The organism is Dyella sp. (assembly GCF_035508675.1).
Classification (GTDB): domain Bacteria; phylum Pseudomonadota; class Gammaproteobacteria; order Xanthomonadales; family Rhodanobacteraceae; genus Dyella_B.
Window position 1 is genome coordinate 1 of the sequence record NZ_DATJMN010000187.1, and the last position, 26,502, is coordinate 26,502.

Sequence of the window (26,502 nt, forward strand, 5' to 3'; positions counted from 1 at the left end):
CCATCGATATCGTCCAGCCGCACGGTGCCGCCGCTATTTGGGGCGTGCACGAAACGGCCTTTGCCCACATAGACGCCGACGTGGCTGATGCTGCGTCCGCTGCCGAAAAACACCAGGTCGCCGCTCACCAGGTCGTCCATGCGCTTGATCTTGGGGCCGTTCATGGACGCCATGTCGCGCGAGCTGTGCGGCAATTCGATATTGGCGGCGTTGCGGTAGATGTATTCCACCAGTCCGCTGCAATCGAAGCCGCCGGTCGGCGTGTTGCCGCCCCAGCGGTAGGGCGTGCCGACCAGGGCCATGGCGCGAAACAGCACGTCGTTGGCGGTGCCGACGGCGTTTTCGGGTGCGCGTGCCGGTTCGTTGGCAAGGGCGGAATTGGATGGCTTGTAGGTGGCTTCGCGGCGTGGGGAACTGGCGCAGGCGGCCAGTAATAGCAGTACGCCAGCCAGCACGCCAAGGCGCAGCGCATGGCTGAGCGATCGATGTCGGCGGGGATCCTCTGCGTTGGCCAGGCCCATCTGCAAAACTCGGCGGCGGAGCTGGCTGAGTTATAGCAAATCAACAAGTTGCAGGGAAGTTTTTAGAAATTGCGAGAGCTTGTGTCCGGCTGCCTGCCGCCATGAGCCATCAGTGGGATACCACGTCGATATCCTGCTGCTGCAAAGTTTTGCCGCTGACATCCCAGGCGCGCAGCCGGTAATGGCCGGGGAACAGATAAAGCACGTTGTGCGAGCGGCCGTGCAGGAAGGTGTAGCGATCTGCAGGCGGAGCGTCGTCGGGCTCGCCGGGGTCATGCGCCTCGACCACGCAGGGGATCTGGCCGGCGCATAGATTGGTGCTGATCCGATATGGCAGACGTTGACCGCCCAGCGTCAGCCACGATGGCCGTTGATCGGGGTCGAAGGGCGGGCGCGGCAGGATCACCTCGCGGCGCAAGACATCGCTCTTCATGATGCCGTTCACATCCAGGTCGCGCTCGAAGGCCGGCGGCACAATGACGGTGACGTCGTGCTGCTTCGGATCGGAGCTCCAGGTCGCGCCGCTGCCACGCTGGCGCAACACGTAGGGCACCGGCGACGAGAAATGGCTGGCGACATCGCTGTAGAACCCGAAATCGAGACCGCCCACGGCGACGTCGCGAAACTGCGTCTGGTCCACGCTGAGCGGGTCGTAGCCGCTGAGGCGCCGCAGTTGCATCGCCATGGGTTCGATGCCGTTGCCCAGGTTGCCGGCGGTTTTGTCGATATGCGAGTAGCCGGCATGCACGAACAGCCGGGCCTGCGGATCCTTGGCGAATACTTTTTCGTACAGCAGATGCGCCTGCGCCGTGTCGCGGTCGGTGATGGATGCATTCTCCGGATCGTAGGCCACGATGGTGTAGCCGAGCCGGATCGCCTGGCGCACGATCTCGCCATACAAAGGTTCGAGCAGGTACTCGCTGCCGGAAGCCTCGGTCACGTAGCCGCGGTGCATGAGGTCGGTGTCTTTGGGGCTCAACGCTTCCACCGCGAAATACTGGAAGCCGAGCGCGCGCAGGCGTGGCAGCAAGGCCAGCGTGAGTTCGCGGGTATGCGCGTCGTGGTGCGCCTCGTTCACCATCACGATGTGGCGTGTGGCGGCGAGCTTCGCCACCGCATCGGCGGCGTCCTCCGCTTGCCATTGGTCTGGCGTGGGCAGCGGCGTGGCGCGTGGCGGCGCGATGCGGTTGTCGAACGGGAAGGCCATCACCGCTTCGTTGTAAAGGCCCAATTCGCTGTCCACCGTCGCCAGCAGTTGCTGCGCCAGCGATTTGTCGTTGCCGCTCAGCAGGGGCATCACCGCGGTGAGGTACTCGTAGCGGGCCAAGCCATTCTGTGCACCACCGAACTGTCTCAGCAATTCCGTGGCGGACGGCGGCGGCTGGCCGTGCGCGCTGATCGAGGCCACCAGCACGGTCGTGCAAAGCAGGTACAGCATCGAGGTCGGGCGCATCGGCGTGGGGACGGTAGGGTGGCCACGACAGCAGCCTGCGCTCGCGAACCAATACCGCGCAAGTACCAATTCCCGGCCGTTACAATGGTCCGATGAATGCTTCCCGCAGTGACGTATTGATCCTCGGTGGTGGTGTCATCGGCCTGGCTTGTGCGCTGCATCTGCTCAAGGGCGGTGCCCATGTGCGCGTGCTGGAGCAGGGGACGCCCGGTTGCGGCAGCTCGCACGGCAATTGCGGCACGATCACGCCCAGCCATGCCGGCCCGCTGACCATGCCCGGTACGCTGGGCGTGGCCTTGCGTTCGGTGTTGCGTGCCGATGCGCCGCTTTACCTCAACCCGCGCCTGGACGGTCCGCGCCTGCGCTGGCTGCTGGGTTTCGCGCGGCACTGCACCTGGCGTGATTTTGACTATGCGGCGAAGGCGCGGGCTGCCATTTTGCAGCGCTCGTACCGTCTTCTGGCCGAGTGGGTTCACGCGGAAAAGCTCGATTGCGAATTCGTCGAAGAGGGCACGCTGTACGTGTATCGCAGTACCGCGCAGATGGCCGATGACGAGCAGCACCATGCGCAATTGCTCGATCGCCTCGGCATTCCGGTGCAACGCTTGCGCGGCGACGAGGTGGCCGCGATGGAGCCGGCACTCAAGCCCGGTGTGCAGGGCGGCCTGTTTCATCCCGGCGATGCGCGGCTGCGGCCGGATCGCTACGTCGCCGAGCTGGCCAGGCTGGTGCGCGAGCGTGGCGGCCTCATCGAAACGGGCGCGAAGATCGAACGGCTGGTCACGCACGGTCAAACCCTCACCAGCGTGGCCACTACCCTGGGCGATTTCACCGCCGAGCGGGTAGTGCTCGCCTTGGGCGCCTGGTCGCCTTTGCTCGGCAAGCAACTGGGCTTGCGGCTGCCGATGCAGCCGGGCAAAGGTTATTCACTGACTTATTCGCGCCCTATGCTGGCGCCGCGCCATGCGATGGTGCTGCGCGAAGCGAAGGTTTGCGTCACCACCTGGAACAGCGGGTTCCGCCTCGGCAGCACGATGGAATTCTCCGGTTATTCCGAAGGGCTCAACCGCCGACGCATCGATGCCCTGCGATGCGGCGCGGCGGAAGGCCTGCACGAACCGGAAGGCCCGCAACTGCAAGAGGAATGGTGGGGCTGGCGGCCGATGAGCGTGGACGAAATGCCGATCATCGGCCCGAGTACGCGCTGGTCGAACCTGCATCTGGCGACGGGGCACGGCATGCTGGGTGTCAGCATGTCCGCGGCGACGGGGGAACTGGTGGCGGCGCACATGCTCGGCGCGGCGTCGGCCATCGATCCGGCGCCGTATTTGCCGTCACGTTTCCATCTTTGAATGACATGTGGATTTCGCGGATGTCACGCCTGCGTTCGCCGGCGTGACATCCGGGTGGCCTTTCGGCGGGAGGATGCATGAGCGAGCGCTTCGATTTGATCGTCCTGGGTGCAGGTTCTGGTGGATTGAGTGCCGCACAGCGCGCGGCTCGGCTTGGCGCACGCGTGGCGCTGTTCGATCCGGATGCCCTCGGCGGGACGTGCGTGAATCGCGGCTGCGTGCCGAAAAAAGCCATGTGGTTTGCGGCGCAGATGGCCGACATGCATCGGCTTGGTGCGCAGATCGGTTTCGAAGCCGGCGCGCTGCGCCTGGATTGGGCGCGCTTTCGCACCTTGCGCGACCAGTACATCGCCGGCATCCGGCATCGCTATGCGACACGCCTGGATATGGCGGGCATACGGGTGGTGACGGAGGCAGCACGGCTTGCCTCGAACGATACGGTGATAACGGCGCAGGGCATGCAGGCGAGTGCGCCGCATATCGTGATCGCTACCGGCGCACGGCCCCGTCGGCTGGATATCCCAGGTTTCGAACTGGGCATGGTGTCCGACCAGATCTTCATGCTCGATGCGCCGCCGCAGCACATCGCCATCGTCGGTGGCGGCTATGTCGCGGTGGAGTTTGCCTGCGTGATGCGCAGCCTGGGCTGCCAGGTGGATCTGCTGGTTCGCGAGAATCTGTTGACCGGCTTCGATCTGGAACTGGTCGAGGCACTGGCCGTGGAGATGCAATCGCACGGCATCCGTATCGTGCGCAATACGCAGATCAGGGCGGCGCGCGGCCAACCGGGCACCGTCACGCTGGAAGCTGCCGGTGGCGTCGAGCACGGCGTCTACGATGCGGTGCTGTGGGCAGTGGGGCGTGTTCCCAACAGCGACGGCTTGGGCCTCGAGCAACTCGACGTGGAACGCGGCGAAGCCGGCCATGTGCTGGTCGATGCCTTCCAGAACACCAGCGTACCGGGCATCTACGCCGTGGGTGATGTGACCGATCGCAAGGCGCTTACGCCCGTGGCCGTTGCGGCGGGACGCGCCTTGGCGGAACGCCTGGTCGGCGGTGATGCCGATGCGAAGTTCGACGACAGTGTCATTCCGAGCGTGGTGTTTTCCGAGCCGCCCTTGGGTTCCGTCGGCCTTACCGAGCAACAGGCGCGCGCCCGCTATGGCGACGCGGTGAACGTGCATACCGGCCGCTACACGCCGTTGCTGTGGATGGTGGCGGGCCGCTCTGAGCAGAGCGTGGTGAAACTGCTGAGTGTGGGCGAGGCGCGCAAGGTGGTCGGTATCCACGTGCTGGGACCGGGCAGCGACGAATTGCTGCAAGGTTTTGCGGTGGCGATGCAGAAGGGGCTGACCTGGCAGGATCTCAAATCGACCATCGCGATCCATCCCACCGCGGCGGAGGAACTGCTGTTGCTGCATTGAGCGCGGACGGGCGACACTGAAGGAATGGACACCTTCACGCTTACCCGCGGCCATGTGCCGCTGCTGATCAGCCTGCCGCATGACGGCACCTGGCTTCCCGACGATCTCGCCACGCGCATGCAGCCCCGCGCACGGCAGGTACCCGATACCGACTGGCACGTGGCACGTTTGTACGAACCCCTGGCGAGGGCGCTGGGTGCCAGCGTGATCAAGCCGCTGGCATCGCGCTACGTGGTCGATCTCAATCGGCCGGCCGATGGTCACGCCCTGTATCCGGGGCGGCGCGAAACAGGGCTGACGCCCACCATCGGCTTCGACGGCCAGCCGTTGTATCTGGATGGCCAGGAGCCGGATGCGGATGACATCCGCCGGCGCGTCGAAACCTGGTGGCGGCCCTATCACGAGGCCTTGGCCGGCGAGCTGGCGCGCCTGAAGGCGCAGCATGGTCGGGCAGTGCTGTGGGACGGTCATTCCATCAAGAGTCACGTGCCCATGCTGTTTGAGGGGCGCCTGCCGGACTTCAACTTGGGCACCGCCGATGGCGCGAGCTGCAGCGCCGACCTGCAGTGGAGCCTGACCCGCGTGCTGGAAGCCCAGCGCCGCTACGACTTCGTGGTCAACGGACGCTTCAAGGGTGGCCACATCACCCGCCATTACGGCCAGCCAGTCGAAGGGGTGCAGGCAGTGCAGCTGGAACTGGCGCAGTGCCAGTACATGGACGAGGAAAGCTTCGCTTGGGATGAGGCCAAGGCCAGCGAAGTCCAGGCCACCATTCGTGAATTGTTGCGGTGCTGCCTTGTCTGAGGGTTGTCAGACCATGGCGTCCGTTTAGAGGACCGCGCGGCGGGATTTGTTTAAAAAGCTACCGGTAACTTCGAAAGTTTCCTACGTCCGTTCAGTTTCGGTATGCCGAGACGGATGCATTGTTAGAGCCGTCACGCCGCCCGCGATAGCCGGGTTCCGGCCGGGTCCGTGGCGACTAAAAATTTCGAGGCTCATGATCATGATGCGTAAACTTGCGATCGCTTCCCTGCTCGTGGCAGGTGTCGCTCTTTCCGGTTCGGTGCTGGCCCAGGAATCGTCGGCTGCTCCGGCATCCGCGTCGACGTCGGCCCCCGCCAAGCACACCCATCACAAGTCTTCGACCACCCACAAGACCACCAAGACCCACAAGGCCAAGAAGTCCAGCGCCGAGCCGGCTTCCAGCGGCACTGCTGGCAAGTAATTCCTGCTCATCCGCATTCGGATGAAAGACCCGGCGGGCGCAGGCCCCCGGGTTTTTTTATGCGCGTGATGCCGGCAACGCGGCCACGCACTTCAGCTCGATCGCGATGGGCGTCGGCAACGCAGTGACGCCCAGCGTGGTGCGGCAGGCGTCCACGCCATGGAAATGTTCCGCATAGAGGCGGTTATAGATAGGAAAGTCGCGCGCCATGTCGGTGAGGAACACGGTGACGTCGACCAGATCCTCCCAGTGTGCCCCGCTCGCTTCGAGCACGGCGCGCACATTGGCGAACACCTGCCGGCATTGCTGTTCGATGTCGTAGCCGATCAGCTTGCCTTCCGCGTCATGGACATTGCCGGGGATGCGGTTGGTGCCGGGCTCACGCGGCCCGACACCGGAAAGAAACAGCAGGTTGCCCACGCGGCGCGCATGCGGATAGGCACCCACCGGCGCAGGCGCGGTGTCGGTGCGTACCACCTCGCTCATCGAAGTTCCTTGGCATGGCGCATCAGCTGTTCCAGCGCCTGCTCGTAGCTGGGGCGCAGCGATTCGCGCGAGTTCACGTGCATGCCAAGATCATGCATGTGGCCGTTGGAAAGGCCGTAGCACCACGCGTGCACCGAGAGCGGCTGACCGCGATCCCAGGCGTCCATCAGGATGGTGGTCTGGCATACGTTGACCACCTGTTCGATCGCATTGAGTTCGCACAGCCGCATGTTGCGCAAGGGCATGGAGTCCAGCGTTGCCAGTTTGTCCGCGTGTTTGTGCGCCACGTCGCCGACATGCCGCAGCCAGTTGTCGACCAGGCCGAGCCGGCGTTCGTCCAGTACGGCCTGCACGCCGCCGCAACCGTAGTGGCCGACAACAATGATGTGCTCGACCTTCAGCACATCCACGGCGAACTGGACGGTGCTGAGGCAATTGAGGTCCGTGTGCGACACGACGTTGGCGACATTGCGCTGCACGAAAATCTCGCCGGGCGGCAGATCCACGATCTGCGTGGCGGGTACGCGTGAATCCGAGCAGCCGATCCAGAGGTATTTGGGCGATTGCTGTTTGGCCAGGCGCTCGAAGAAGTTCGGATCGGCCCGGGTGACCGACGCCGACCAGCGACGATTGCTGTCGATCAGCTCTTGCAATGGACTGTTCAAGGTGTCTTCCTCAGTAGCGAATGCAAATGTTGCGCGGCTCGGTGAAGAAGCGCAGCGCTTCCGCGCCGCCTTCCCGGCCGACGCCGGAATGCTTGCTGCCGCCGAACGGCGTGCGCAGGTCGCGCAGCAGCCAGCAGTTGATCCATACGATGCCGAATTCAAGTTGCGCGCCCATGCGGTGCGCGCGCGACAGATCCTGCGTCCATAGCGATGCCGCAAGCCCGTAGCCGGTGCCGTTGGCGAGGGCGATCGCTTCGGCCTCGTCGTCGAAGGGAATCAGCGTGACGACCGGGCCGAAGATTTCCTGCTGGTTGGTCTGCGCGTCGTTGGGCAAGCCTTCGATCACCGTCGGCGCGATGAACCAGCCGCCGGCGCAGCGCCCGTCGAGCTTGAGCGCGTCGCCGCCACAGAGAATGCGTCCGCCTTCATCGCGCGCCAGCGCAACGCAACGCATGACCTTGTCGAAATGCTCACGCGATACCAGTGCGCCGAGATCGGTGCCGGCATCCTGCGGATCACCCACGCGCAGCGCGCGCACTTTGGCCAGGTAACGTTCGCGGAAGCTGTCGTAGATCGAACGCTGCACCAGCAGGCGCGAGCCGCACAGGCAGATTTCGCCCTGGTTGGCAAAACCCGAGCGCACGATGGTGTCGAGGTTTTCTTCACTGAGATCGGCATCGGCGAAGACGATCGCCGGGTTCTTGCCGCCCATTTCCAGCGATATTTTCTTGAATTGCGGCGCGGCCGTGGCGGCGATGCCCGCACCGGTGCGCGTGCTGCCAGTGAAGGAGATTGCCTTGATCACCGGATGCTCTACGAGCGCCTGCCCTGTGCTTGGGCCGCGGCCCTGCACGATGTTCAGCACGCCGGCTGGAAAGCCGGCTTCGATGCTCAACTCACCGAGCAACGCCGCGCTGCAAGGGGTGATCTCGGAAGGCTTGGCGACCACGGTGTTGCCGCTGGCGAGCGCCGGTGCAATCTTCCAGGTGAACAGGTACAGCGGCAGGTTCCAGGGACTGATGCAGCCGACCACGCCAAGCGGATGGCGTAGCGTATAATTGATCGCAGCGTTTTCCATCGCATGCGATTCGCTTTCCCAGCCGATGATGGCGCTGGCGAAAAAGCGCAGATTGGATACGGCGCGCGGAATATCCAGACGTCTGGCGAGCGCTACGGGCTTGCCGCTGTCGCGCGATTCCAGTTCCGCGAAGGGGGCGAGCGTGGCCTCGATCAGGTCGGCGAGTTTGTGCAGCAAGCTGGCGCGCGTTTCGGCCGATGTTGCAGCCCATGCTGGCGCCGCCTTCTGCGCGGCTTTGGCGGCAGCATCGACGTCTGCGGCGGTGGAATCGGGACATTGCGCGAACACCGCGCCCGTGGCGGGTTCGTGCACGTCGAGCCACTGGTCGTCCGCCGGAGCCTGCAGGCGACCATCGATGAGGTTGGCGAGGCGTGTGCTTGGCATCCGTACAAGCTTAAAACCTGTGCGGGTGGAATGCACCGGACGCGGCCGTATGTGTGGCGGCTACGCAATGGCAACGCGAGCTACGCCAATAGGGTAAACAGGCCCTAACTCAACGCCTTCGTGCGGCCGCCATCCACCGCAATGCTCACGCCGTTGACGTAGGCCGCTGCAGGCGTGCACAGGAATGCGATCACCGCGGCGACTTCGCCGGGTTCGCCGAAGCGTCGCGCAGGTACCGCAGCGGCCATTTCCTGGGCCAAATCCTGCTCGTTGCGGCCGGTCTTCTGGGCTTGCACGCTCAGCAGTCCGTCCAGTCGGCCGGTGCGCGTGTAGCCCGGCAGCACGTTGTTGACGGTGATGCCGTCGGCGGCCAGTTCGCCGGCCATGGTCTTGGCCCACGCGGCCATCGCGGCGCGCACGGTGTTGGATACACCCAGCCCCGGGATCGGTTCTTTCACCGACGTGGAGATCACATTGACGACGCGTCCGTAAGCGCTGTCACGCATGCCTGGCAGTACCGTCTGCAATAACGCGTGTGCAGCCAGCACGTGCTGGCGGAAGGTCTCTTCGAAAGCGGCTGGCGCGGCGCTATGGATGGGGCCACCCGGCGGGCCGCCGGTGTTGTTGATCAGGATATGCACCGGACTGGCTTCGACGATGCCCAACGCTTCCGCCTTCAGTGCGTCGGTATCCAGCATGTCCACGCTGCGCCATGCATGGCGTTGTGCGGCATGCGTACGCGGCAAGCTGCCGGCTAACGTGGCCAGGCGTTCGGCGGAGCGCGCCAGCAGCGTCACGTCGGCGCCGAGCTCGGCGAGCTCGACCGCGGTGGCCCGGCCAATGCCTTGCGATGCGCCGCACACCAGGGCATGACGTCCGCGCAGATTCAAATCCATGCGATCTCCTTCAAGAACGGCTGTGCCATTGCATGGCCAGCGCGGCGACCCAGCAACCCCAGGCCAGCCACTGACTGTAGCGCCAGGTGCGCCACAAGCGCGTGATCGCGGCATCGTCGATGGCGGCAATGGCCGGCGAGCGCAGCACGCTTTGCATGCGCACCCACAGTTGCGGGCCATGTGCGGCTTGCGCGCTGCCGGTATCCACGATCACTTTCCAGTGCTGCGGATAATCCTCGCGCAAGTGTTTGGCGATGCGAAACGGCAGCACGGCGTGCGTAATGAAGCAGGCAAGGCCGATCATCAGCAGGCCGATGTAGACCACGACAGGAATCAAGGGCTTCTCCGCCTCAAGCCAAGATCCGCGCCCAAGGCATTGAGCAGGCCGTTACCCTGCGGGGCCTTGCCGCAGACGGCCTTGTTGACGGCTTCCTTGTAGGTCTTGTCCATCAGGCCGACCCAGACCACACCTTCCGGCCCGTGCTGGATCTTGTAGCTGCCGCCCATCGTAGTGGCGGCCGGCGTGGTGCTGGTGCTGCTGGTGGTGGAAAAGGTGCTGGCTGATTGCTCCCAGTATGTGTCGTCCGTTTGCTGCTTGGACGAGCTGTATATCACCAGGTAGCGCGCACGGTTGCTGGTGACTTCCACGCTGCCGAATGCGCCGCTGTCGTTGTCGGTCCAGCCCATGTATTCGCACAGCTTCACGTCTTGCGAATCGATCGGCTGAAAGGCGTCATCCAGTTGCACCACGGTGGGTGCGAACAGATAGCTGCCGCTGGTGACCGAACGGCCGACCAGTTCTGATTTCAGGCCGATCTTGTATGGCAGTTTCACGTCCTGCGGCAGCGCGAAGCTCAGGAAATAGCTGCGCGAACCGTTGATGGCCACGACTGGGCTGCCGGGGCCGAGCTCAAACCGCTGCGGCCGCCAGGGCAGGCGTTGCTGGTACGAGAAATCGGCGAAGGTGGTGCAGCATGGCGTGGCGTCCTTGAGTGTTTTCCTGGCGTCGGCCAGTGGCCGGATCGGTTGGCTTTGCGGCAGCAGATCGGTAGGCAGCGGCAATTTGGGCAGCTTGACGCTATGGCAGGCTGCAAGCACCAGGACGGATGCAAGTACGAGTACCAGTTTGGGGCGCATGAGGGGTCTTGAGGAATCAGAAAGTCAGAATTCGGCGCTTCCTGCCGCACGTGGATAGGGGATGGCATCGCGGATATTGGTCAGGCCGCACACGTACACAAGCAGGCGCTCAAAGCCCAGGCCGAAGCCCGCGTGCGGCACGGTGCCGTAACGGCGCAGGTCACGGTACCAACCATAGGTGGCAGGATCGAGACCGAACTTGGCCATGCGGCGGTCCAGGTAGTCGAGGCGTTCCTCGCGTTGGGCACCGCCGATGATCTCGCCGATGCCGGGAGCCAGCACGTCCATGGCGGCGACGGTTTTCTCATCGTCGTTCAAGCGCATGTAGAACGCCTTGATCTGCTCCGGGTAGTTCATAACGACCACGGGACGGCCGATATGTTTCTCGGCCAGGTAGCGCTCGTGCTCGGTTTGCAGGTCCACGCCCCACGCCACCGGAAACTCGAACTTCTGCCCCGATTTCTTCAGGATCTCGATCGCGTCGGTGTAATCGATGCGCTCGAACGGCTGGCTGATGATGGTTTCCAGGCGCGTGATGGCGTCGGGCAGTACGCGCTCGGCGAAGAACGCCATGTCGTCCGTGCGCTCTTCCAGCACGGCCTTGAAGATCGCCTTGAGGAAGCCTTCCGCACAATCGGCATTGGCGGCGAGGTCCGCAAAGGCGATTTCAGGTTCCACCATCCAGAACTCGGCCAAGTGGCGCGGTGTGTTGGAGTTTTCTGCGCGGAAGGTGGGCCCGAAGGTGTAGACCTTGCTCATCGCCAGGCAGTAGGCCTCGACGTTGAGCTGGCCCGATACGGTGAGGAAGGCTTCGCGGCCGAAGAAATCCCTGCGGAAATCGATCTTGCCCTGCTCGTCGCGCGGCAAGTTGGCCAGATCCAGCGTGGACAGGCGGAACATGTCGCCGGCGCCTTCGGCGTCGGAGGTGGTGATGATCGGGGTGTTGATCCAAAAGAAACCCTGTTCGGTGAGATGGCGGTGGATCGCCATCATCATCGTGTGGCGCACGCGCGTGACGGCGCCGAACAGATTGGTGCGCGGGCGCAGGTGCGCCACTTCGCGCAGGAACTCCATCGAGTGTTGCTTGGGCTGGATCGGGTAGGTTTCCGGATCGTCCACGAAACCCGTCACCACCACGCTTTCGGCTTGCAGTTCGAACGTCTGGCCCTTGCCTTGCGACGGCACCAGCGTGCCGCTGACGATCACGCCCGCGCCGGCGGTGAGATGCTTCACTTCGCTTTCGTAATTGCCGAGGGTGGCCGGCACGACGGCCTGGATCGGGTCGAAGCAGGAGCCGTCGCTGATGTTCACAAACGACAGGCCCGCCTTGGAATCGCGGCGCGTGCGCACCCAGCCGCGCACCGTCACCTTGCTGCCGGCCTCGATCTTGCCGGAAAGAGCCTGTTTGACGCTGACCACCGTCATGGATTGAAACTCCTGGAGGATGCGCCCATGTGTGTTTGGGCGTTGAAGGCAAGCGGGCATGATAATCTAGCCGTGCCGCACTGCGACATGCCCCATCCGTCCCACGTGTCGATTTAGAACCGTTGCCCCATGACCATCTCGATCACTCCCTCCGCTCAACAACGTATGCGCCAGTTCCTTGCGCAGGCGCCATCGGCCGCAGGCGTACGTTTTGGTGTCAGGCGCACCGGCTGTTCCGGCTTCGCCTATGTGGTGGATCTGGCCGAACAGGTGGGCGAGGATGACCAAGCCTTCGAAATCGATGGCGTGCCGGTGATCGTCGACACCAAGAGCCTGCCGCTGGTGGAAGGCACCGAGATCGATTTCCAGCGCCAGGGGCTCAATGCCAGCTTCGTGTTCCGCAACCCCAATGCCACAGGCGAGTGCGGTTGCGGGGAAAGTTTTACGGTCAGCTGAGCTGGTCTTCCGGTCGATCAGAGGGGGCGAATTGTCGGAGAAGACAGTCCCCAGTCAATTCAGCGACTTGCGCTGCTTCACTCACCTCGCTTACAATTCCGCTTCTGTCTACGCCCATTAGGCGCCAGGCAGCCTTGCCTCACCGCATCCCGCGGGAGGCTGCGAGGCCCGCAAGGGTCGCATCCATAAGGAGTTTTCCCAATGACCTTGCGTCATTACGAAGTTGTATTCCTGGTCCATCCCGACCAGAGCGAACAGGTTCCGGCGATGCTTGAGCGCTACAAGGCGCTGGTCGCCTCCGACGGCGGCAAGATCCATCGCCTGGAAGACTGGGGCCGCCGCCAGCTGGCGTACCCGATCGTGAACCTGGCCAAGGCCCACTACGTGATGCTCAACATCGAAGTGAGCCAGAACGTGCTGAGCGAGCTGGAGTCGGGCTTCCGTTTCAACGACGCCGTGCTGCGCCATCTGGTGATCAAGCGCGATGCCGCCGACACCGAGCAGTCCTTCATCCTCAAGAGCAAGGAAAAGGACGACGCCAAGTCCTCCCGCCGTCGCGACGACGACACCGAAGGCGATGACCGCCGCGTGGGTCGCGCCGATAGCGACGACGCCGATCTCGAAGACTGATCCAGGAGCCCGCACCCATGTCCAAGTTCTTCCGCCGCCGCAAGTTCTGCCGCTTCACGGCCGAAAAGGTCAAAGAGATCGACTACAAGGATCTCAACACGCTGCGTCAGTACATCACTGAAAACGGCAAGATCGTGCCCAGCCGCATCACCGGTACCAAGGCGCGCTACCAGCGCCAGCTGGCCACGGCCATCAAGCGCGCGCGCTTCCTGGCGCTGCTGCCGTACACCGATAACCACGACGTTTAATGCTTTACCCGCTGCTGCCCGAAAGGGCAGCAGTTCCTTTCGGACAACCGTCCATGGCTGCATCGGGCCACTCCGGTGCTAACGAATCGAGGAATCAATCATGGAACTCATTCTTCTTGAGAAGGTGCGCAACCTCGGCAACCTCGGCGACAAGGTCAACGTCAAGCCGGGTTATGGCCGTAACTACCTGCTGCCGCAGGGCAAGGCCGTGCGTGTGAATGCCGAGAATCTCGCCGCCTTCGAAGCGCGCCGCGCCGAATACGAGGCCAAGGCCAACAAGCTACTGTCCGACGCCCAGTCGCGCCAGACCAAGCTGACCGACGTGACGGTGACGATCACCGCCAATGCCAGCCTCGAAGGCAAGCTGTACGGCTCGGTCGGTCCGCGCGAAATCGCCGATGCCCTCCAGGCTGCCGGTCATGACATCCACAAGGGCGAAGTGATCCAGGGCGAAGGCCCGATCCGCCACACCGGCGAATTCGAAGTGTTGATCAGCCTGCACGCCGATGTGCAGAACACGATCAAGGTGGTTGTGGTCCCCGAGAAGCAGTAATCTCCGGCGAATCGGTTGCAGTACTTCGGTCTACTGCAACACGGCCAAGCAACCAGCAAAAAGGCACCCCGTAATGACGCGGGTGCCTTTTGTTTTCTCGGGCTACCGCTTTATCCCCAGCCACCCACAAGATATCCACAGACTTATTGTCTTACACCGTGAGACAGCACCGCGTATGCTCGCAGCTTATGCCTGCCTACACGGCATTGCGCGTACCCCTTGCTACAGGGAATGTCCATGTCCTTCGTCCCCGAACGCAAATCGGCCCATAACGCTGTCGAGGCCCTGCGCGTACCACCGCACTCCATCGACGCGGAACAGGCGGTGCTGGGCGGGCTGATGCTGGCTGCCGACGCCTTGGACCGCGTTGCCGACAAACTCAGCGAGCAGGATTTCTATCGCAAGGATCATCGCCTGATTTGGCGCGCCATCACCGAGCTTGCCAACAAAGGCATGCCTTGCGATGCGATCACGCTGGGCGACTGGTTCGAAGCCAACAGCCTGGCCGAAATGGTGGGCGGGGCCAGCTATCTGGTTGAACTGGCAAACACGACGCCAAGTGCGGCGAACATCATCGCCTACGCGGAAATCGTGCGCGAAAAATCCGTGCTGCGGCAGCTGATCGATGCCGGTACGGCGATTACCGAAGACGGCTATCGTCCGGAAGGCAAGGCCATGCACGAAGTGCTGGAAATGGCCGAGCAGCGCGTCTTCCATATTGCCGAATCGGGTGCACGCGGCAAGAAGGACACGGTATCCATGCGTGAGGCGGTAAAGGACGCCTTCCGCCAGTTGCATGAGCGCTACCAGAACCGCGGCCAGCTCACCGGCATTTCCACTGGCTTTACCGACCTGGACAATCTCACTTCGGGCTTGCAGCCATCGGACCTGATCATCGTCGCGGCGCGCCCGTCGATGGGCAAGACCGCCTTCTCTGTCAACATCGCCGAAGCCTGTGCCTTGCGCGCCAAGAAGCCGGTTGCGATTTTTTCGATGGAAATGTCCGCCTCGCAGCTGGCCTTCCGTCTGATCTCTTCGGTCGGGCGCATCCATGCCCAGCACCTGCGCACAGGCGATTTGGCCGAAGAGGATTGGCCGCGCGTGACCAATGCTATTGCGCTGCTCTCCGAAGCGAAGATCTTCATCGACGACACGCCCGGTCTTTCGCCGGTGGAAATGCGTTCGCGCGCACGCCGCCTGGCGCGCGAGCACGGCGGCCTTGGCTTGATCGTGATCGACTACCTGCAGCTGATGCAGGTGCCTGGCAACAAGGAAAACCGTGCCACGGAAATCTCGGAAATCTCGCGCTCGCTGAAGGGCTTGGCGAAGGAGCTCAACGTGCCCGTGATCGCGCTGTCGCAGTTGAACCGCTCGCTGGAACAGCGCGCCGACAAGCGCCCGATGATGTCGGACCTGCGCGAATCCGGCGCTATCGAGCAGGACGCGGACGTGATCATGTTCATCTACCGCGACGAGTACTACAACAAAGAGTCGCCGGATAAGGGCCTGGCCGAGATCATCATCGGCAAGCAGCGTAACGGCCCGACGGACACGGTAAAGCTGACCTTCCTGGGCCATTACACCAAGTTCGAGAATTACAGCCCGGATTCGTACACGGGGCATTTCTGAGCGAGCGTTGCCCGCGCATTGCCATTCGCTTGCCCTGATCTGACGCCAGTCAGCGGTTACCTTATGTGCGGATGGCTCGCGCTGCATCGGCTCGCTCCCGGGTAGAGAGTCGGGCGAAGGGCGCGCTTGCCATGCTATTCACGTTTGCCAGGAACCGCTTTTCACCCATGCAAGCCTCATGAGCCGCACTACCGTCGCCACCATCCATCTTGGCGCATTGCGCCACAACCTTGCGCGAATCAAGCAGTTGTCAGCGCCGGCCCAGGTCATGGCGGTGGTCAAGGCTGATGCATACGGGCATGGCCTTGAACGCGTAGCGCGTGCGCTGGACGGTGCCGCCGACGCGTTTGCCGTGGCATCGCTAGGGGACGGTCTGCGCTTGCGCGCAGCGGGGCATCGGCAGCGCATCGTGGTGTTGTCGGGACCCGACCAGGCGGGCGATATCGCGGAAATGCAACGACTCGGCCTTGATGCCGCCATCCACCACGACAGTCAGCTGCAATGGTTGTCGGAGGCATCGCCGGCGCGTGGCCGCCTGCGCGTATGGCTGAAAGTCGACAGTGGCATGCATCGGCTCGGCTTTGCGCCCGAGCGCGCAGTGGCCGTGCATGCGCAACTGGCGGCGATGCCCGGGATCGATCCGGATATTGGATTGATGACGCATTTCGCCGAATCCGAAGTCTTCGGCGGCGATCGCACTCGCCAGCAGATCGAGCGGTTTCAGGCCGCAACCCGTCACCTTTCCGGTCCACGTTCGCTTTCCAACTCCGCCGCCGTCCTGGGCTGGCCTGAAGCACGTGGTGACTGGGTGCGCACAGGGGGCCTGCTTTATGGGTTGTCCGTGGTGGACGGCAGAAGCGGCACCGATTTCGGGTTCCGGCCCGCCATGACGCTGGCCACTCGCCTGATCGCCATCAACGCGATCAAACGCGGTGAGCGCATCGGCTACAACGGGCTATGGGAGTGCCCGGAAGACATGCCCGTCGGCGTTGCGGCTGTCGGCTACGGCGATGGTTATCCGCGCAGCGCGGCAGCCGCCACGCCAGTGCTGGTGGGGCAGCGATGCGTATCGCTGATCGGCCGTGTCTCGATGGACCTGATTACGCTCGACCTGCGCGATGCGCCGGAGGCGCGGGTGGGCGATCGTGTGGTCCTATGGGGGCCGGAGCTGCCTGTGGAAACCGTCGCCGCACAAGCCGGCACGATCAGCTATGACTTGACCTGCGGGATGACCCGCCGCGTACTTTTCGTCGAGGACGAAAATTGAGGAAGGACCAGTAAAGGACTATATTCAGTCCAGCCGAGTCGGGAAAGTAAAGCCATGGGCCTCGCATCACAGATCAAGCCGATCAGTTACCTGAAAGCCAATGCGGCCGAAGTGCTTGAGCAGCTCGCCGAAACGCACGAGCCGATGATCATCACGCAGAACGGTGAAGCCAAGGCAGTGATCCAGGACATCGCTTCCTACGAGAAGACGCAGGAAACGCTGGCATTGCTGAAGATACTCGCCCGTGGCCAGCGGCAAGTCGAAGAAGGCAAAGTGACACCCATCGAGGACGTCATCGCGAACCTGCGCAAGCAATGGAGACAGAAATAATGCCCCTGGGGGTATTGTTGACCGACGATGCCAAACGGGACCTGGAAGATATCTGCAGCTACATCGCCGAGCACGATTCGGTCATTCATGCCGAGCGCGTTGCAGACCGGATCTTGAATCTCGCCAAGGCATTGGCTGAATTTCCAGAGCGAGGAAACCGTCCGCGTGAACTGGCGGCGTTGGGGCTGATGCAGTTCAGGCAGGTCATTCATCATCCGTGGCGTGTCATTTACGCCATGGAGCGAGACAACATCATCATCCATCTCATTGCCGATGGGCGTCGCAACATGAGTTCGCTGCTTACCCAGCGTTTGCTTGATGCGTAGGCGTCATTGCGTTGTCTCGCGGATTGCGATGACAGCGCGCTAAATTCCTTTTCATCACCTCATGCAGATAATCCGCCATGGCCAAAGCCAAAACCGCCTACGTCTGCGCCGATTGCGGCGCCGAACACAACAAGTGGCAAGGCCAGTGCCTGGAATGTGGCGCGTGGAACACGTTGTCCGAATTCGTCGTGCAGCCCGCGAGCAAATCCGTCGCCGCGGCTAGGCAGGGCGGTTATGCGGGTGCCGCCAATGGTGTGGCGCGTATCACGCCGCTCACGGATGTGTTGGTGACGGCCGAGTCGCGCACCTTGACCGGTATTGGTGAACTCGATCGCGTGCTGGGCGGCGGCCTGGTCGATGGCTCGGTCGTGCTGGTCGGCGGCGACCCCGGCATCGGCAAATCCACGCTGCTGTTGCAGATGCTCGGCAAGCTCGGTGAACAGCTTTCCAGCGTGTACGTCACCGGCGAAGAGTCGCTGGCGCAGGTGGCCGCTCGCGCGCAGCGGCTCGATCTTCCTTTGCAGCCGTTGCATGCCCTGGCCGAAACCGGTATCGAGCGCATCCTCGATCAGATCGCCGCTACCCGGCCGCGCGTGCTGGTGATCGACTCCATCCAGACGATCTGGACCGAGCTGCTTACGGCCGCGCCCGGTTCGGTGAGCCAGGTGCGTGAATCCGCCGCCAAGCTCACCCGTTTCGCCAAGGAAACCGGCACCTCGGTTTTCCTGGTCGGCCACGTTACCAAGGAAGGCGGTATTGCCGGACCGCGCGTGCTCGAACACATGGTCGATGCCGTGCTCTATTTCGAAGGCGAATCCGGCAGCCGCTTCCGCGTGCTGCGCGCTTTCAAGAATCGTTTCGGGGCGGTGAACGAATTGGGTGTGTTCGCCATGTCCGAAAAAGGCTTGCGCGAAGTCCCGAACCCTTCCGCCATTTTTCTCTCCGCGCACAGCGGTCCCACTTCCGGCAGTGCCGTGATGGTCACGCGTGAAGGCACGCGGCCGCTGCTGGTGGAAGTGCAGGCGCTGGTGGATCAGTCTTCGCTGGGCAATCCGCGGCGCGTGGCGCTGGGCCTGGAACAGAATCGCCTTGCGATGCTGCTGGCCGTGCTGCATCGCCATGGCGGCGTCGCTGCCTACGATCAGGATGTTTTCGTCAACGTCGTCGGTGGTATTCGCGTGCAGGAAACGGCAGCCGACCTGCCCGTGCTGCTGGCGGTGCTTTCGTCGCTGCGCGATCGGCCGCTTCCGGAAAAAGCCATCACCTTCGGCGAAGTGGGTCTTTCCGGCGAAATCCGCCCGGTGCCCAATGGCGAAGAGCGCCTGAAGGAAGCCGCGCATCACGGTTTCCAGCGCGCCATCGTGCCGAAGGCGAATGCGCCGAAGAAGGGGCGCGTGGGCGAGATGGAAGTGATCGGCGTGGAGCGATTGGCCCAGGCGATCGATGCCTGTCGCTAAGACGGCTCATGCTGCATCAAGCAAATCGATTCCTGCTCAGTGCAGCGCCTGCGGATGCCAATCCGCTCCCCACCGGGAAGGTTTGGGACCCATCACGAAATTCAACGTGCCGCCGGCTTCGATCTGCGCATAGGAGATGACGGGCACATCCAGCGGTTTGCCATTGAACGTGACCGACTGGATGTAAATATTCTGCGCGGAATTGTTCGCTGCGTTGATCTGGAAGCGCTTGCCATTGGGAAGGTTCAAGCTGACGTGGGTGAACAGCGGGCTGCCGATCACGTAATCGCCTGAGGCGGGGTTGAGCGGATAAAAGCCCATCGCGGTGAATACGTACCAGGCCGACATCTGTCCGCAATCCTCGTTGCCGAGGATGCCGCCGATGGTATTGGAATAGGCGTCCTGCGCGATCTCGCGCACGCGCGCCTGGGTCTTCCACGGCTCACCGGTGTAGTCGTAGAGATAGCCGTAGTGATGGCTGGGCTCGTTGTCGTGGCGGTTGTGTCCGCCGTTGAAGTGCTGGTCGAGTTTGGCGGATGCGGCTTGCGGGCCGCCGAGCAGGTTCACAACCCCCGGAATGTCGTGCAGGGCGGCGAACAGGTAGACCCATTGATCGCCCTCGGTCCAGCCGTCTTCCGGCGATGCCCAACTGCCATCGCTGTTGCGGGCCTGCATGAAGCCGCGCGCAGGATTGAACAAGTTGCGATAGTGGGTCGAGCGGTGCAGGAAGAAGCGGTAGTCATCCGTCTTGCCGACCGCCTTGGCCACCTGCGCTACGGCGTAGTCGTCATACGCTTCTTCCTGCGTGCTGGAGGCGGATTCGGAAATCTTGTCGGCGGGGATGTACCCCAGCTTCTGCGCGTAAGTAAGCCCGGCGCGCGCCTCGTAAGGCGTATGCGGCTCCCGGTCGAACCAACGGCGCGTGGTATCGCCATCGGGCGGCACGGTTGCATCCTTGTGCACGGCTTCATACGCCAGGCGGTAGCCGAAACCCTTGAAGCCCTTGTTGATGGCTTCGGCCACCAGCGAATCGGCATGCGTGCCGATCATGATGTTGGTGTAGGAAGGATTGGGCCACTTCGGCATCCAGCCGCCTTGCTGGTAATCCTGCAGCAGGGCCTGCACCATGCCGTTGATACGTTCGGGGGCGAAGATCGTCAACAGGCTGTTTTCGGCGCGGAAAATATCCCAGATCGAATAGGCGGTGTATGAGGTGCCGTTATGCACGGTGTCGTCGAATGCGCTGTAGTAGCGGCCTTGTTCGGACATCAGCCTGGGGTAGAGCAGGGCGTGATACAGGCCGGTGTAGAAAATCCGGCGTTGATCGTCGGTGGCGCCTTCGATGGCGGCGACGCCGAGCTTCTGGTTCCACGTGGCCTTCAGTGCATCGCGCAGGGCATCGAAGTTCCAGCTAGGCATTTCCGCGTCGAGATTGGCGCGTGCCTGTTCGATGCTGATGAAGGAGGTGCCCACCTGCGCATCCACCACCGTGTCATGGCTGGTATCGAAACTGGCGAAAGCACCGACGTTGTCGCCCTTTACTTCCTGCTTGTCCGGCCAGGTCAGCGCGCCTTCGTAGACCTTTGCGACCGTGAACGGTTGCTTGAAGCGCACCACGAAGTAGCCTTTGAAGTTGGGCAGTTTGAGCGGGCCCAGGTGCGCATCCATGCGGTCGGGGTTGTAGCCGACGATTTCGTTACGGCTGGCGTCGATGCGCACGAAGCCTTCGATGCCGGGACGCGTCGCTTCGATCAGGACCTTTGCCTTGGCGTTGCGCGGATAGGTGAAGCGTAGATAGCCGGCATGAGCGGTGGCGGTGATTTCGGCGCGAACGGGCTGCGACGCCTGGTCGTGCATCGTCACCGCGTAGTAGTACGGTGTGCTGATTTCATCCTGGTGGCTGAAGGCCAGCCGGCGTGCTTCCGGCGCATAGTTGACGCCGTCGCTGATCTCGGGCATCAGCGTGACGTAGCCGAAATCGCCCATCCAGATGGCCGGCTGATGCGTGCCGATAAAACCCTGGATATAGCTATCGTGGTACTCGTAGGAACTGACGCTGATGCGGTTCTGCCGCGTTTGCGCGGTCCAGTTGGTCATGCCGAACGGGGTGGTGACCAGCGGCATGGTGCCCCCGTATTCCGCGCCCTCGCCGCCTGTGCCGATAAATGTATTCACCCAGTCCACTGGCGTGGTGGGGGCGTTGGTTTGGCCGGCCAATGCCGTGCCCGTCACGACGGAAAATACGATAGCAAAGCATGCGCGCTTGATATCGATACGAGCCATTCTGATTCGGGACACCGGTAGACCTCTTCGGTTTGCAATGACATGTGCACGGCGAACGCATGTTGGAAGGGTCGTTTGGATGTGGCCCAGCCGCGCTTCGGGATGAGGATAAGCTGCCGCGTTAATCCACCGCGCGATGCAGGATCACTTCCAGCACGAATTTCGACCCGAAGAACGCCAACACCAGCACGCTCATGCCGATCAGCGTGAGGTTCACCGCACTGCGTCCGCGCCATCCATGTTTCCAACGGCCATAGAGCAGGGCGCCGAACACCAGCCAGGCGATGATCGACAGCACCGTCTTGTGCACCAGGTGCTGGCCGAACAGGTTGTTGACGAACAGGATGCCGGTGAGAAGCGCTACTGTGAGCAGCGCGAAGCCGGCGCCGATCAGACGGAACAGCAACGATTCGGTCAGCGTCAGCGGTGGCAGCGCGCTCAGCCAAGGGGTGATATGACGGTGCCGAAGTGCTCGTTCCTGGATGGCAAGCAGGATGGCCATGGCTGCGGCGATGGAGAGCACGCTGAATGCGAGCAGCGCGACGGTCACGTGCAGCTTGATATGCCAATCCATTGAGATGGGCATGGTCGGTGGAGCGAGAAAACTGTCGACGAACAACAGCAGCGCACTGAGCGGGAATACGATCACCCCCAGCGCCGCCACCGGGCGGGTGAGATTCACGGCGAGCGTCAGCGCCGATACCACGCACGCCACCAATGACAGCGCGGCAAAGAAGTGCAGATCCAATGCCCCGCGGTGGGATGCCAGCAGCCAGGCGGCGTGTGCCGCTACCGCAACCGTGGCGATGAGCAGTGCCGGACGTGCCAGCTTTGTCGGTGCGGCGGCGTTACCGTTGAACAGCGGCCACGCCAGCAATCCGCTGGCGAGCAGGTAGCAGGCAATGGCGAAGACGGAAAGGGCGGCTAGCATGGCGTGCAAGTGTGGCACAGGGCTGGGGGATGGTGAACGCGGTGAAGTCGGTACTTGCGATATTTAGAAATTTGTCTAAATATCTACACACGCAAATCGGAGCCCGCTGCACCCATGAAGCAGCAAGCCGTCTTCCGCGCTCTTGCCGATCCCACGCGCCGCGCCATCCTCAAGCGGCTGCACGGCGGTCCAATGAGTGCGGGCGAACTCGGGGAAGTCTTCGACATTACCGGTGCATCACTGTCGCATCACTTCACCGTGCTCAAACACGCAGACCTCGTTCGTACCGAGCGGCGCGGCCAGTACATCGTCTATTCGCTCAACAGCACCGTGATGGAAGACCTTACCCGCATGGTGCTCGATCTATTTCCATCCGCCGCAGTGCGAGGAGGCAAACGATGAAACCCGTACGCACGTTGCTTGTATCGGCCCTGTTCCTGCTCATCCTGCTGGCCGCGTTTGTGTGGCTATATCCGCATATGCCGGCGCGCGTTCCTACGCATTGGAATGCGCAGGGCCGGGTCAACGGTTACATGTCGCCGCTCGGCGCCGTGGCGACCCCGATGATCGTGATAGCCATACTGGCCGCAATCACGCTTTTATTGCCCGCCATCTCGCCGCGTAGCTATGAGATCACGCCATTTGTTTCGGTCTTTGTGCTTGTCATGCTCGCAGTGCAGATATTCGTGCTGATTTCGGCTTTGGCCCTGTTGCTGAATGCGACCGGTCATGCGGTACGAATGCCGCTGATTTGCATGCTTGGGACCGGCGTGCTGTGGATGGTCGTGGGCAATTACATGGGCAAGTTGCGCAAGAATTTTTTCATCGGCATCCGCACGCCGTGGACGCTTGCCAGCGATGCGGCATGGGAGCGCACGCATCGCATGGGCGGGTGGCTGTTTATGCTGGCAGGCGCGGTGGTCATCGCGATTGCGCTCGCTGGCGCGCCGATGCTGCTGATGGTGGGGATGATGCTGTGCGCCGCGCTGATTCCGGCGATCTACTCGTACGCGTTATATCGGCGTCTGGAGGCGCGTCATTGAGCGGGCAGGGAGGAGGCGTGGATGTTCCAAGAGCGCGTTGCAGGCAGGTTTGTTGGCCGTGGCCGACTGCGCCAAGCTTGGCCATGTCCGGGCACAGGCGTTGCAGGACATCGTCTCCTGGATCAGGGCGCACTGCCCTGAGAAAAAGGACGGCTCTGGTATAGTTGCCAGTCCATTTTGCTTTGCCAAATTCCCCTTATGTTCGAATCCCTCAGCCAGCGCCTTTCCGCCACCGTCAACCGTCTGCGCGGCCGCGGCCGATTGACCGAGGAAAACATCCGCGAATCGCTGCGCGAAGTGCGTATCGCCCTGCTGGAAGCCGACGTGGCGCTGCCGGTGGTGCAGGCGCTGATCGAGCGTGTCAAGGTGCGCGCGGTGGGCCAGGACGTGCTCAAGAGCCTGTCGCCTGGCCAGGCGCTGGTGAAGGTGGTTAGTGACGAGCTGACCGCCGTCATGGGAACGGCCAATGCCGAACTGAACCTCGCGCAGCAGCCGCCGGCCGTGGTGCTGATGGCGGGTCTGCAGGGCGCCGGTAAAACCACCACGGTGGCCAAGCTGGCGCGCTTTCTCATCGAGCGCAAGAAAAAGCGCGTGATGGTGGTGAGCTGCGACGTGTACCGTCCGGCGGCGATCGAGCAGTTGCGCACGCTGGCTGAGCAGGTGGGTGTGCGGTTCTTCCCCTCCGAAGGCAGCCAGAATCCGGTCGACATCGCCAAGGCGGCGATCGCCGCCGCACGCAAGGAAGTGATGGACGTGCTGTTGGTGGACACCGCCGGCCGTTTGCATGTCGACGAGGCCATGATGGCGGAGATCAAGGCGCTGCATGCTGCGATCAATCCCATCGAAACCCTGTTTGTGGTCGACTCGATGACCGGCCAGGATGCGGCCAACACCGCCAAGGCTTTTGCTGACGCGCTACCGCTCACCGGTGTGGTGCTGACCAAGACCGATGGCGATGCCCGTGGCGGCGCAGCCCTCTCCGTGCGCTATGTCACCGGCCGGCCGATCAAGTTCCTTGGTGCGGGCGAGAAGACCGACGCACTGGAGCCGTTCTACCCCGATCGCGTCGCGCAGCGCATCCTCGGCATGGGCGACGTGCTGTCGTTGGTCGAGGAAGTGGAGCGCAAGGTCGATCAGGAAAAGGCGCAAAAGCTCGCCACCAAGGTGATGAAGGGCAAACGCTTCGATCTCAACGACATGCGCGACCAGCTTGAGCAGATGAACAATATGGGCGGCCTGGCTGGCTTGATGGACAAGCTGCCGGGTGTCTCCGCGTTGCCTGAGAACGTGAAATCCAAGGTCAACGATGGCGAGATCAAGCGCATGATCGCGATCATCAGTTCGATGACCAAGAAAGAGCGCCGCCATCCGGATTTACTCAACGGTTCCCGCCGCGCCCGCGTGGCGCGTGGCTCCGGCACGGAGCCGGCCGACGTCAACCGCCTGCTGAAGCAGTACATGCAGATGGAAAAGATGATGTCCAAGCTTTCCAAGGGCGGCAGCAAGGGGCTGCTGCGGCAGATGCGCGGTGCCATGAAGGGCATGGGCGGCATGGGCGGCATGGGTGGCGGGTTCCCGCCGATGCGTTGAGCTGGCTGAACCGCCAGCCCCTTCCTTTTTCCACGAATTTCATTAAAATGTCGCGTTTACCGCGTCCGGCCTAGGACGTGCTTGCCGGACATATCGGCAACTCTGGAGCTTTTTACTATGGTCAAGATTCGTCTTTCGCGCGGCGGCGCCAAGGGCCGTCCGTTCTACCACGTCGTTGTGACCGACTCGCGCAGCGCGCGTGACGGCCGCAGCATCGAGAATGTGGGTTTCTACAACCCGGTTGCCGCTGGCAAGGACAAGCGTCTTGAGCTGAACGTGGCGCGTGTGCAGGAGTGGGTGGCCAAGGGCGCTCAGCTGAGCGACAAGGTTGCCTCGTTGGTGAAGGAAGCCGCCAAGCAGGCTGCTTGAGCATGACCGCAGCCGGTCGACGCGTCCTGGTTGGACGCATCGTCGGACTGTACGGCGTGCAGGGCTGGATCAAGGTGGAATCCTGGACCGAGCCCCGCGTGCAGATCTTCAAGTATCAGCCCTGGCAGCTCATCTCGGCGCCGGGCGAGGGCTTGGAGATCAACACCAGGGAGATCAAGGGTGTCAGCGGTCGTCCCCAGGGCAAGGGCCTCATCGCCAAACTGCCTGGGGTGGACGATCGGGAAGGTGCCGCAGCACTGGTGGGGCAGGACATCTATGTCGCCCGCGAACTGCTGCCACCGCCCGGCAAGGATGAGTATTACTGGGTCGATCTCGAAGGTCTCGAGGTCGTCACCACCGAAGGCGTAGGGTTGGGACGCGTGAGTCATCTGTTCGCGACCGGCGCCAACGACGTGGTGGTCGTAAGGGATGGCGAGCGCGAGCGGCTGGTTCCTTTCGTCCAGGGTGTGTACGTGCGTTCGGTGGATATTTCCGGCGGGCGCATGGTGGTGGACTGGGATCCCGAGTTCTAAGGATCCTATGCGCATCGATGTCGTCACGCTGTTTCCGGACTTCATGCGCCAGTGCGCTGCCGTTGGCGTCGTAGGACGCGCGCAGCAGCGCGAGCTGCTGCAGGTGGAAGCCTGGAATCCGCGCGATTACGCCACCGACAATTACCGTACCGTGGATGGCCGCACCTGCGGCGGTGGTCCCGGGATGGTGATGCTGATCGAGCCTCTGCGCAAAACCCTTGCGGCGATGCGCGAGGCGGCACCGGAACCGGTGCACGTGATTTACCTCAGTCCGCAAGGAGCGCGGCTGACGCAAGGCAGGGTGGAAGCGCTGGCCAAGATGCCGCGCCTCGCTTTGCTCTGCGGTCGTTACGAAGGTGTGGACGAGCGTTTGCTGGTGCACGAGGTCGACGAAGAGCTGTCCATCGGCGACTATGTGCTGTCCGGTGGCGAGCTGGGCGCCGCAGTAGTCATCGACGCGGTGGGCCGCTTGCAGGAAGGCGCGTTGAACGACGCGCAATCCGCCGAGCAGGATTCCTTCTCGAACGGCTTGCTCGATTGCCCGCACTACGCAAAACCGGTGCATGATGCACTGGGCGACGTACCGGAGGTGCTGCTTTCCGGTGATCACGCGGCCATTCGCCGCTGGCGCCTGAAGCAATCGCTGGGACGAACGTGGTTGAGACGTCCCGATTTATTGGCGCAGCGCGCGCTGGACAAAGAGTCACGCGCGCTGTTGGATGAATTCCGCCGTGAGCATGCGCAAGCCACGCCACGGCAAAACGATGCGGCCGATGAAGACCGCAGTCATTGAACAAAGACAGGTGTTGTC

At 62.8% G+C, this 26,502-nt stretch carries 30 protein-coding genes; 19 read left to right on the plus strand and 11 right to left on the minus strand.

Going from position 1 to position 26,502, the window contains the following annotated elements; all coding sequences use genetic code 11:
• Both VMA74_RS10090 and VMA74_RS10095 read right to left on the minus strand, forming a co-directional pair.
• Positions 1–521: C40 family peptidase (locus tag VMA74_RS10090; protein ID WP_325366624.1), on the minus strand; the 521-nt coding region annotated here is incomplete at its 3' end.
• Positions 522–630: 109 nt separating this feature from the next.
• The gene (locus VMA74_RS10095) at positions 631–1,959 is read right to left on the minus strand and encodes a hypothetical protein (RefSeq protein ID WP_325366625.1); all 1,329 of its coding nucleotides are present in this window, start codon (positions 1,957–1,959) and stop codon (positions 631–633) included.
• Positions 1,960–2,066: 107 nt separating this feature from the next.
• Here VMA74_RS10095 and VMA74_RS10100 point away from each other — a divergent pair, with 107 nt between their 5' ends.
• The 4 genes from VMA74_RS10100 (at position 2,067) to VMA74_RS10115 (ending at position 5,975) form a co-directional block, all read left to right on the plus strand.
• A complete protein-coding gene (locus tag VMA74_RS10100; RefSeq protein WP_325366627.1) occupies positions 2,067–3,326 on the plus strand; it encodes an NAD(P)/FAD-dependent oxidoreductase in 1,260 nt (419 codons plus the stop codon).
• Between the two features lie 77 nt (positions 3,327–3,403).
• The gene (gene gorA, locus VMA74_RS10105; RefSeq protein WP_325366629.1) at positions 3,404–4,750 is read left to right on the plus strand and encodes a glutathione-disulfide reductase; all 1,347 of its coding nucleotides are present in this window, start codon (positions 3,404–3,406) and stop codon (positions 4,748–4,750) included.
• 24 nt (positions 4,751–4,774) lie between these two features.
• Positions 4,775–5,554, plus strand: a complete 780-nt coding sequence (gene hutG / locus VMA74_RS10110) for an N-formylglutamate deformylase (protein ID WP_325366631.1) — start codon at positions 4,775–4,777, stop codon at positions 5,552–5,554.
• A 199-nt stretch (positions 5,555–5,753) separates the two neighbouring features.
• A complete protein-coding gene (locus tag VMA74_RS10115) occupies positions 5,754–5,975 on the plus strand; it encodes a hypothetical protein (RefSeq protein ID WP_325366633.1) in 222 nt (73 codons plus the stop codon).
• A 57-nt stretch (positions 5,976–6,032) separates the two neighbouring features.
• Here VMA74_RS10115 and VMA74_RS10120 read toward each other — a convergent pair whose 3' ends face one another.
• The 7 genes from VMA74_RS10120 to asnS all read right to left on the minus strand — a co-directional run bounded on the left by VMA74_RS10120 (position 6,033) and on the right by asnS (position 12,046).
• The gene (locus VMA74_RS10120; protein WP_325366635.1) at positions 6,033–6,461 is read right to left on the minus strand and encodes a RidA family protein; all 429 of its coding nucleotides are present in this window, start codon (positions 6,459–6,461) and stop codon (positions 6,033–6,035) included.
• Positions 6,458–7,126 (minus strand): carbonate dehydratase, encoded by a 669-nt coding sequence (gene can, locus VMA74_RS10125; protein ID WP_325366637.1) that lies wholly within the window; start codon positions 7,124–7,126, stop codon positions 6,458–6,460. The genes VMA74_RS10120 and can overlap by 4 nt, the downstream gene beginning before the upstream one ends.
• 10 nt (positions 7,127–7,136) lie before the next feature.
• The gene (locus VMA74_RS10130) at positions 7,137–8,588 is read right to left on the minus strand and encodes an aldehyde dehydrogenase (protein ID WP_325366639.1); all 1,452 of its coding nucleotides are present in this window, start codon (positions 8,586–8,588) and stop codon (positions 7,137–7,139) included.
• A 104-nt stretch (positions 8,589–8,692) separates the two neighbouring features.
• On the minus strand, positions 8,693–9,484 hold the full coding sequence (locus VMA74_RS10135) for an SDR family oxidoreductase (protein ID WP_325366641.1): 792 nt from the start codon (positions 9,482–9,484) through the stop codon (positions 8,693–8,695).
• 10 nt (positions 9,485–9,494) lie between these two features.
• On the minus strand, positions 9,495–9,821 hold the full coding sequence (locus VMA74_RS10140) for a hypothetical protein (protein ID WP_325366643.1): 327 nt from the start codon (positions 9,819–9,821) through the stop codon (positions 9,495–9,497).
• Positions 9,818–10,621 (minus strand): MalM family protein, encoded by an 804-nt coding sequence (locus VMA74_RS10145; protein ID WP_325366644.1) that lies wholly within the window; start codon positions 10,619–10,621, stop codon positions 9,818–9,820. The genes VMA74_RS10140 and VMA74_RS10145 overlap by 4 nt, the downstream gene beginning before the upstream one ends.
• Before the next feature lie 24 nt (positions 10,622–10,645).
• On the minus strand, positions 10,646–12,046 hold the full coding sequence (asnS, locus tag VMA74_RS10150; RefSeq protein ID WP_325366645.1) for an asparagine--tRNA ligase: 1,401 nt from the start codon (positions 12,044–12,046) through the stop codon (positions 10,646–10,648).
• Positions 12,047–12,175: 129 nt separating this feature from the next.
• Between asnS and VMA74_RS10155 the strand changes: the two genes are divergently transcribed.
• From VMA74_RS10155 to radA, 9 genes are all read left to right on the plus strand, one after another.
• Entirely contained in the window at positions 12,176–12,502 is a 327-nt protein-coding gene (locus VMA74_RS10155; protein WP_325366646.1) for an iron-sulfur cluster assembly accessory protein, read from the plus strand.
• A gap of 201 nt (positions 12,503–12,703) precedes the next feature.
• Complete coding sequence (gene rpsF / locus VMA74_RS10160) at positions 12,704–13,132, plus strand: 30S ribosomal protein S6 (RefSeq protein ID WP_325366647.1); 429 nt, start codon at positions 12,704–12,706, stop codon at positions 13,130–13,132.
• 17 nt (positions 13,133–13,149) lie between these two features.
• Complete coding sequence (gene rpsR / locus VMA74_RS10165) at positions 13,150–13,380, plus strand: 30S ribosomal protein S18 (protein WP_324148854.1); 231 nt, start codon at positions 13,150–13,152, stop codon at positions 13,378–13,380.
• A gap of 100 nt (positions 13,381–13,480) precedes the next feature.
• The gene (gene rplI, locus VMA74_RS10170; protein WP_325366648.1) at positions 13,481–13,933 is read left to right on the plus strand and encodes a 50S ribosomal protein L9; all 453 of its coding nucleotides are present in this window, start codon (positions 13,481–13,483) and stop codon (positions 13,931–13,933) included.
• A 237-nt stretch (positions 13,934–14,170) separates the two neighbouring features.
• Positions 14,171–15,562, plus strand: a complete 1,392-nt coding sequence (locus VMA74_RS10175; protein WP_325366649.1) for a replicative DNA helicase — start codon at positions 14,171–14,173, stop codon at positions 15,560–15,562.
• A 178-nt stretch (positions 15,563–15,740) separates the two neighbouring features.
• Complete coding sequence (gene alr, locus VMA74_RS10180; RefSeq protein ID WP_325366650.1) at positions 15,741–16,829, plus strand: alanine racemase; 1,089 nt, start codon at positions 15,741–15,743, stop codon at positions 16,827–16,829.
• A 54-nt stretch (positions 16,830–16,883) separates the two neighbouring features.
• Positions 16,884–17,159, plus strand: coding sequence for a type II toxin-antitoxin system Phd/YefM family antitoxin (locus tag VMA74_RS10185; protein WP_325366651.1), 276 nt, complete (start codon positions 16,884–16,886; stop codon positions 17,157–17,159).
• Positions 17,159–17,485, plus strand: coding sequence for a type II toxin-antitoxin system RelE/ParE family toxin (locus VMA74_RS10190; RefSeq protein ID WP_325366652.1), 327 nt, complete (start codon positions 17,159–17,161; stop codon positions 17,483–17,485). Before VMA74_RS10185 ends, VMA74_RS10190 begins: the two co-directional genes overlap by 1 nt.
• 77 nt (positions 17,486–17,562) lie before the next feature.
• A complete protein-coding gene (gene radA, locus VMA74_RS10195) occupies positions 17,563–18,942 on the plus strand; it encodes a DNA repair protein RadA (protein WP_325366653.1) in 1,380 nt (459 codons plus the stop codon).
• 36 nt (positions 18,943–18,978) lie between these two features.
• Here the strand turns inward: radA and VMA74_RS10200 are convergent, their stop codons facing one another.
• The gene (locus tag VMA74_RS10200; RefSeq protein ID WP_325366654.1) at positions 18,979–21,225 is read right to left on the minus strand and encodes a GH92 family glycosyl hydrolase; all 2,247 of its coding nucleotides are present in this window, start codon (positions 21,223–21,225) and stop codon (positions 18,979–18,981) included.
• Positions 21,226–21,346: 121 nt separating this feature from the next.
• Positions 21,347–22,156 (minus strand): cytochrome C assembly family protein, encoded by an 810-nt coding sequence (locus tag VMA74_RS10205; protein WP_325366665.1) that lies wholly within the window; start codon positions 22,154–22,156, stop codon positions 21,347–21,349.
• A gap of 114 nt (positions 22,157–22,270) precedes the next feature.
• On the opposite strand from VMA74_RS10205, the gene VMA74_RS10210 reads away from it, so the two are divergent.
• The 6 genes from VMA74_RS10210 (at position 22,271) to trmD (ending at position 26,484) form a co-directional block, all read left to right on the plus strand.
• Entirely contained in the window at positions 22,271–22,558 is a 288-nt protein-coding gene (locus tag VMA74_RS10210) for an autorepressor SdpR family transcription factor (protein ID WP_325366655.1), read from the plus strand.
• On the plus strand, positions 22,555–23,199 hold the full coding sequence (locus VMA74_RS10215) for an SdpI family protein (RefSeq protein WP_325366656.1): 645 nt from the start codon (positions 22,555–22,557) through the stop codon (positions 23,197–23,199). Before VMA74_RS10210 ends, VMA74_RS10215 begins: the two co-directional genes overlap by 4 nt.
• 198 nt (positions 23,200–23,397) lie before the next feature.
• Positions 23,398–24,789 (plus strand): signal recognition particle protein, encoded by a 1,392-nt coding sequence (gene ffh / locus VMA74_RS10220; protein WP_325366657.1) that lies wholly within the window; start codon positions 23,398–23,400, stop codon positions 24,787–24,789.
• A 117-nt stretch (positions 24,790–24,906) separates the two neighbouring features.
• Positions 24,907–25,158, plus strand: coding sequence for a 30S ribosomal protein S16 (gene rpsP / locus VMA74_RS10225; RefSeq protein WP_126685837.1), 252 nt, complete (start codon positions 24,907–24,909; stop codon positions 25,156–25,158).
• Positions 25,159–25,160: 2 nt separating this feature from the next.
• Positions 25,161–25,691: a ribosome maturation factor RimM gene (rimM, locus tag VMA74_RS10230; protein WP_325366658.1), complete on the plus strand. Its 531-nt coding sequence runs from the start codon at positions 25,161–25,163 to the stop codon at positions 25,689–25,691.
• 7 nt (positions 25,692–25,698) lie between these two features.
• Positions 25,699–26,484 (plus strand): tRNA (guanosine(37)-N1)-methyltransferase TrmD, encoded by a 786-nt coding sequence (gene trmD, locus VMA74_RS10235; protein WP_325366659.1) that lies wholly within the window; start codon positions 25,699–25,701, stop codon positions 26,482–26,484.
• The last annotated feature ends 18 nt before the right edge of the window (positions 26,485–26,502 follow it).

Coding starts and splice junctions, on each gene's coding strand:
- rpsR (WP_324148854.1), top strand. CDS start 13,150: ATGTCCAAGTTCTTCCGCCGCCGCAAGTTCTGCCGCTTCACGGCCGAA.
- asnS (WP_325366645.1), bottom strand. CDS start 12,046: ATGACGGTGGTCAGCGTCAAACAGGCTCTTTCCGGCAAGATCGAGGCC.
- rimM (WP_325366658.1), top strand. CDS start 25,161: ATGACCGCAGCCGGTCGACGCGTCCTGGTTGGACGCATCGTCGGACTG.
- rplI (WP_325366648.1), top strand. CDS start 13,481: ATGGAACTCATTCTTCTTGAGAAGGTGCGCAACCTCGGCAACCTCGGC.
- VMA74_RS10130 (WP_325366639.1), bottom strand. CDS start 8,588: ATGCCAAGCACACGCCTCGCCAACCTCATCGATGGTCGCCTGCAGGCT.
- VMA74_RS10145 (WP_325366644.1), bottom strand. CDS start 10,621: ATGCGCCCCAAACTGGTACTCGTACTTGCATCCGTCCTGGTGCTTGCA.
- VMA74_RS10095 (WP_325366625.1), bottom strand. CDS start 1,959: ATGCTGTACCTGCTTTGCACGACCGTGCTGGTGGCCTCGATCAGCGCG.
- VMA74_RS10215 (WP_325366656.1), top strand. CDS start 22,555: ATGAAACCCGTACGCACGTTGCTTGTATCGGCCCTGTTCCTGCTCATC.
- VMA74_RS10200 (WP_325366654.1), bottom strand. CDS start 21,225: ATGGCTCGTATCGATATCAAGCGCGCATGCTTTGCTATCGTATTTTCC.
- VMA74_RS10135 (WP_325366641.1), bottom strand. CDS start 9,484: ATGGATTTGAATCTGCGCGGACGTCATGCCCTGGTGTGCGGCGCATCG.
- rpsP (WP_126685837.1), top strand. CDS start 24,907: ATGGTCAAGATTCGTCTTTCGCGCGGCGGCGCCAAGGGCCGTCCGTTC.
- alr (WP_325366650.1), top strand. CDS start 15,741: ATGAGCCGCACTACCGTCGCCACCATCCATCTTGGCGCATTGCGCCAC.
- VMA74_RS10185 (WP_325366651.1), top strand. CDS start 16,884: ATGGGCCTCGCATCACAGATCAAGCCGATCAGTTACCTGAAAGCCAAT.
- trmD (WP_325366659.1), top strand. CDS start 25,699: ATGCGCATCGATGTCGTCACGCTGTTTCCGGACTTCATGCGCCAGTGC.
- VMA74_RS10100 (WP_325366627.1), top strand. CDS start 2,067: ATGAATGCTTCCCGCAGTGACGTATTGATCCTCGGTGGTGGTGTCATC.
- VMA74_RS10155 (WP_325366646.1), top strand. CDS start 12,176: ATGACCATCTCGATCACTCCCTCCGCTCAACAACGTATGCGCCAGTTC.
- VMA74_RS10120 (WP_325366635.1), bottom strand. CDS start 6,461: ATGAGCGAGGTGGTACGCACCGACACCGCGCCTGCGCCGGTGGGTGCC.
- VMA74_RS10205 (WP_325366665.1), bottom strand. CDS start 22,156: ATGCTAGCCGCCCTTTCCGTCTTCGCCATTGCCTGCTACCTGCTCGCC.
- radA (WP_325366653.1), top strand. CDS start 17,563: ATGGCCAAAGCCAAAACCGCCTACGTCTGCGCCGATTGCGGCGCCGAA.
- VMA74_RS10115 (WP_325366633.1), top strand. CDS start 5,754: ATGATGCGTAAACTTGCGATCGCTTCCCTGCTCGTGGCAGGTGTCGCT.
- ffh (WP_325366657.1), top strand. CDS start 23,398: ATGTTCGAATCCCTCAGCCAGCGCCTTTCCGCCACCGTCAACCGTCTG.
- VMA74_RS10190 (WP_325366652.1), top strand. CDS start 17,159: ATGCCCCTGGGGGTATTGTTGACCGACGATGCCAAACGGGACCTGGAA.
- VMA74_RS10210 (WP_325366655.1), top strand. CDS start 22,271: ATGAAGCAGCAAGCCGTCTTCCGCGCTCTTGCCGATCCCACGCGCCGC.
- gorA (WP_325366629.1), top strand. CDS start 3,404: ATGAGCGAGCGCTTCGATTTGATCGTCCTGGGTGCAGGTTCTGGTGGA.
- VMA74_RS10175 (WP_325366649.1), top strand. CDS start 14,171: ATGTCCTTCGTCCCCGAACGCAAATCGGCCCATAACGCTGTCGAGGCC.
- rpsF (WP_325366647.1), top strand. CDS start 12,704: ATGACCTTGCGTCATTACGAAGTTGTATTCCTGGTCCATCCCGACCAG.
- hutG (WP_325366631.1), top strand. CDS start 4,775: ATGGACACCTTCACGCTTACCCGCGGCCATGTGCCGCTGCTGATCAGC.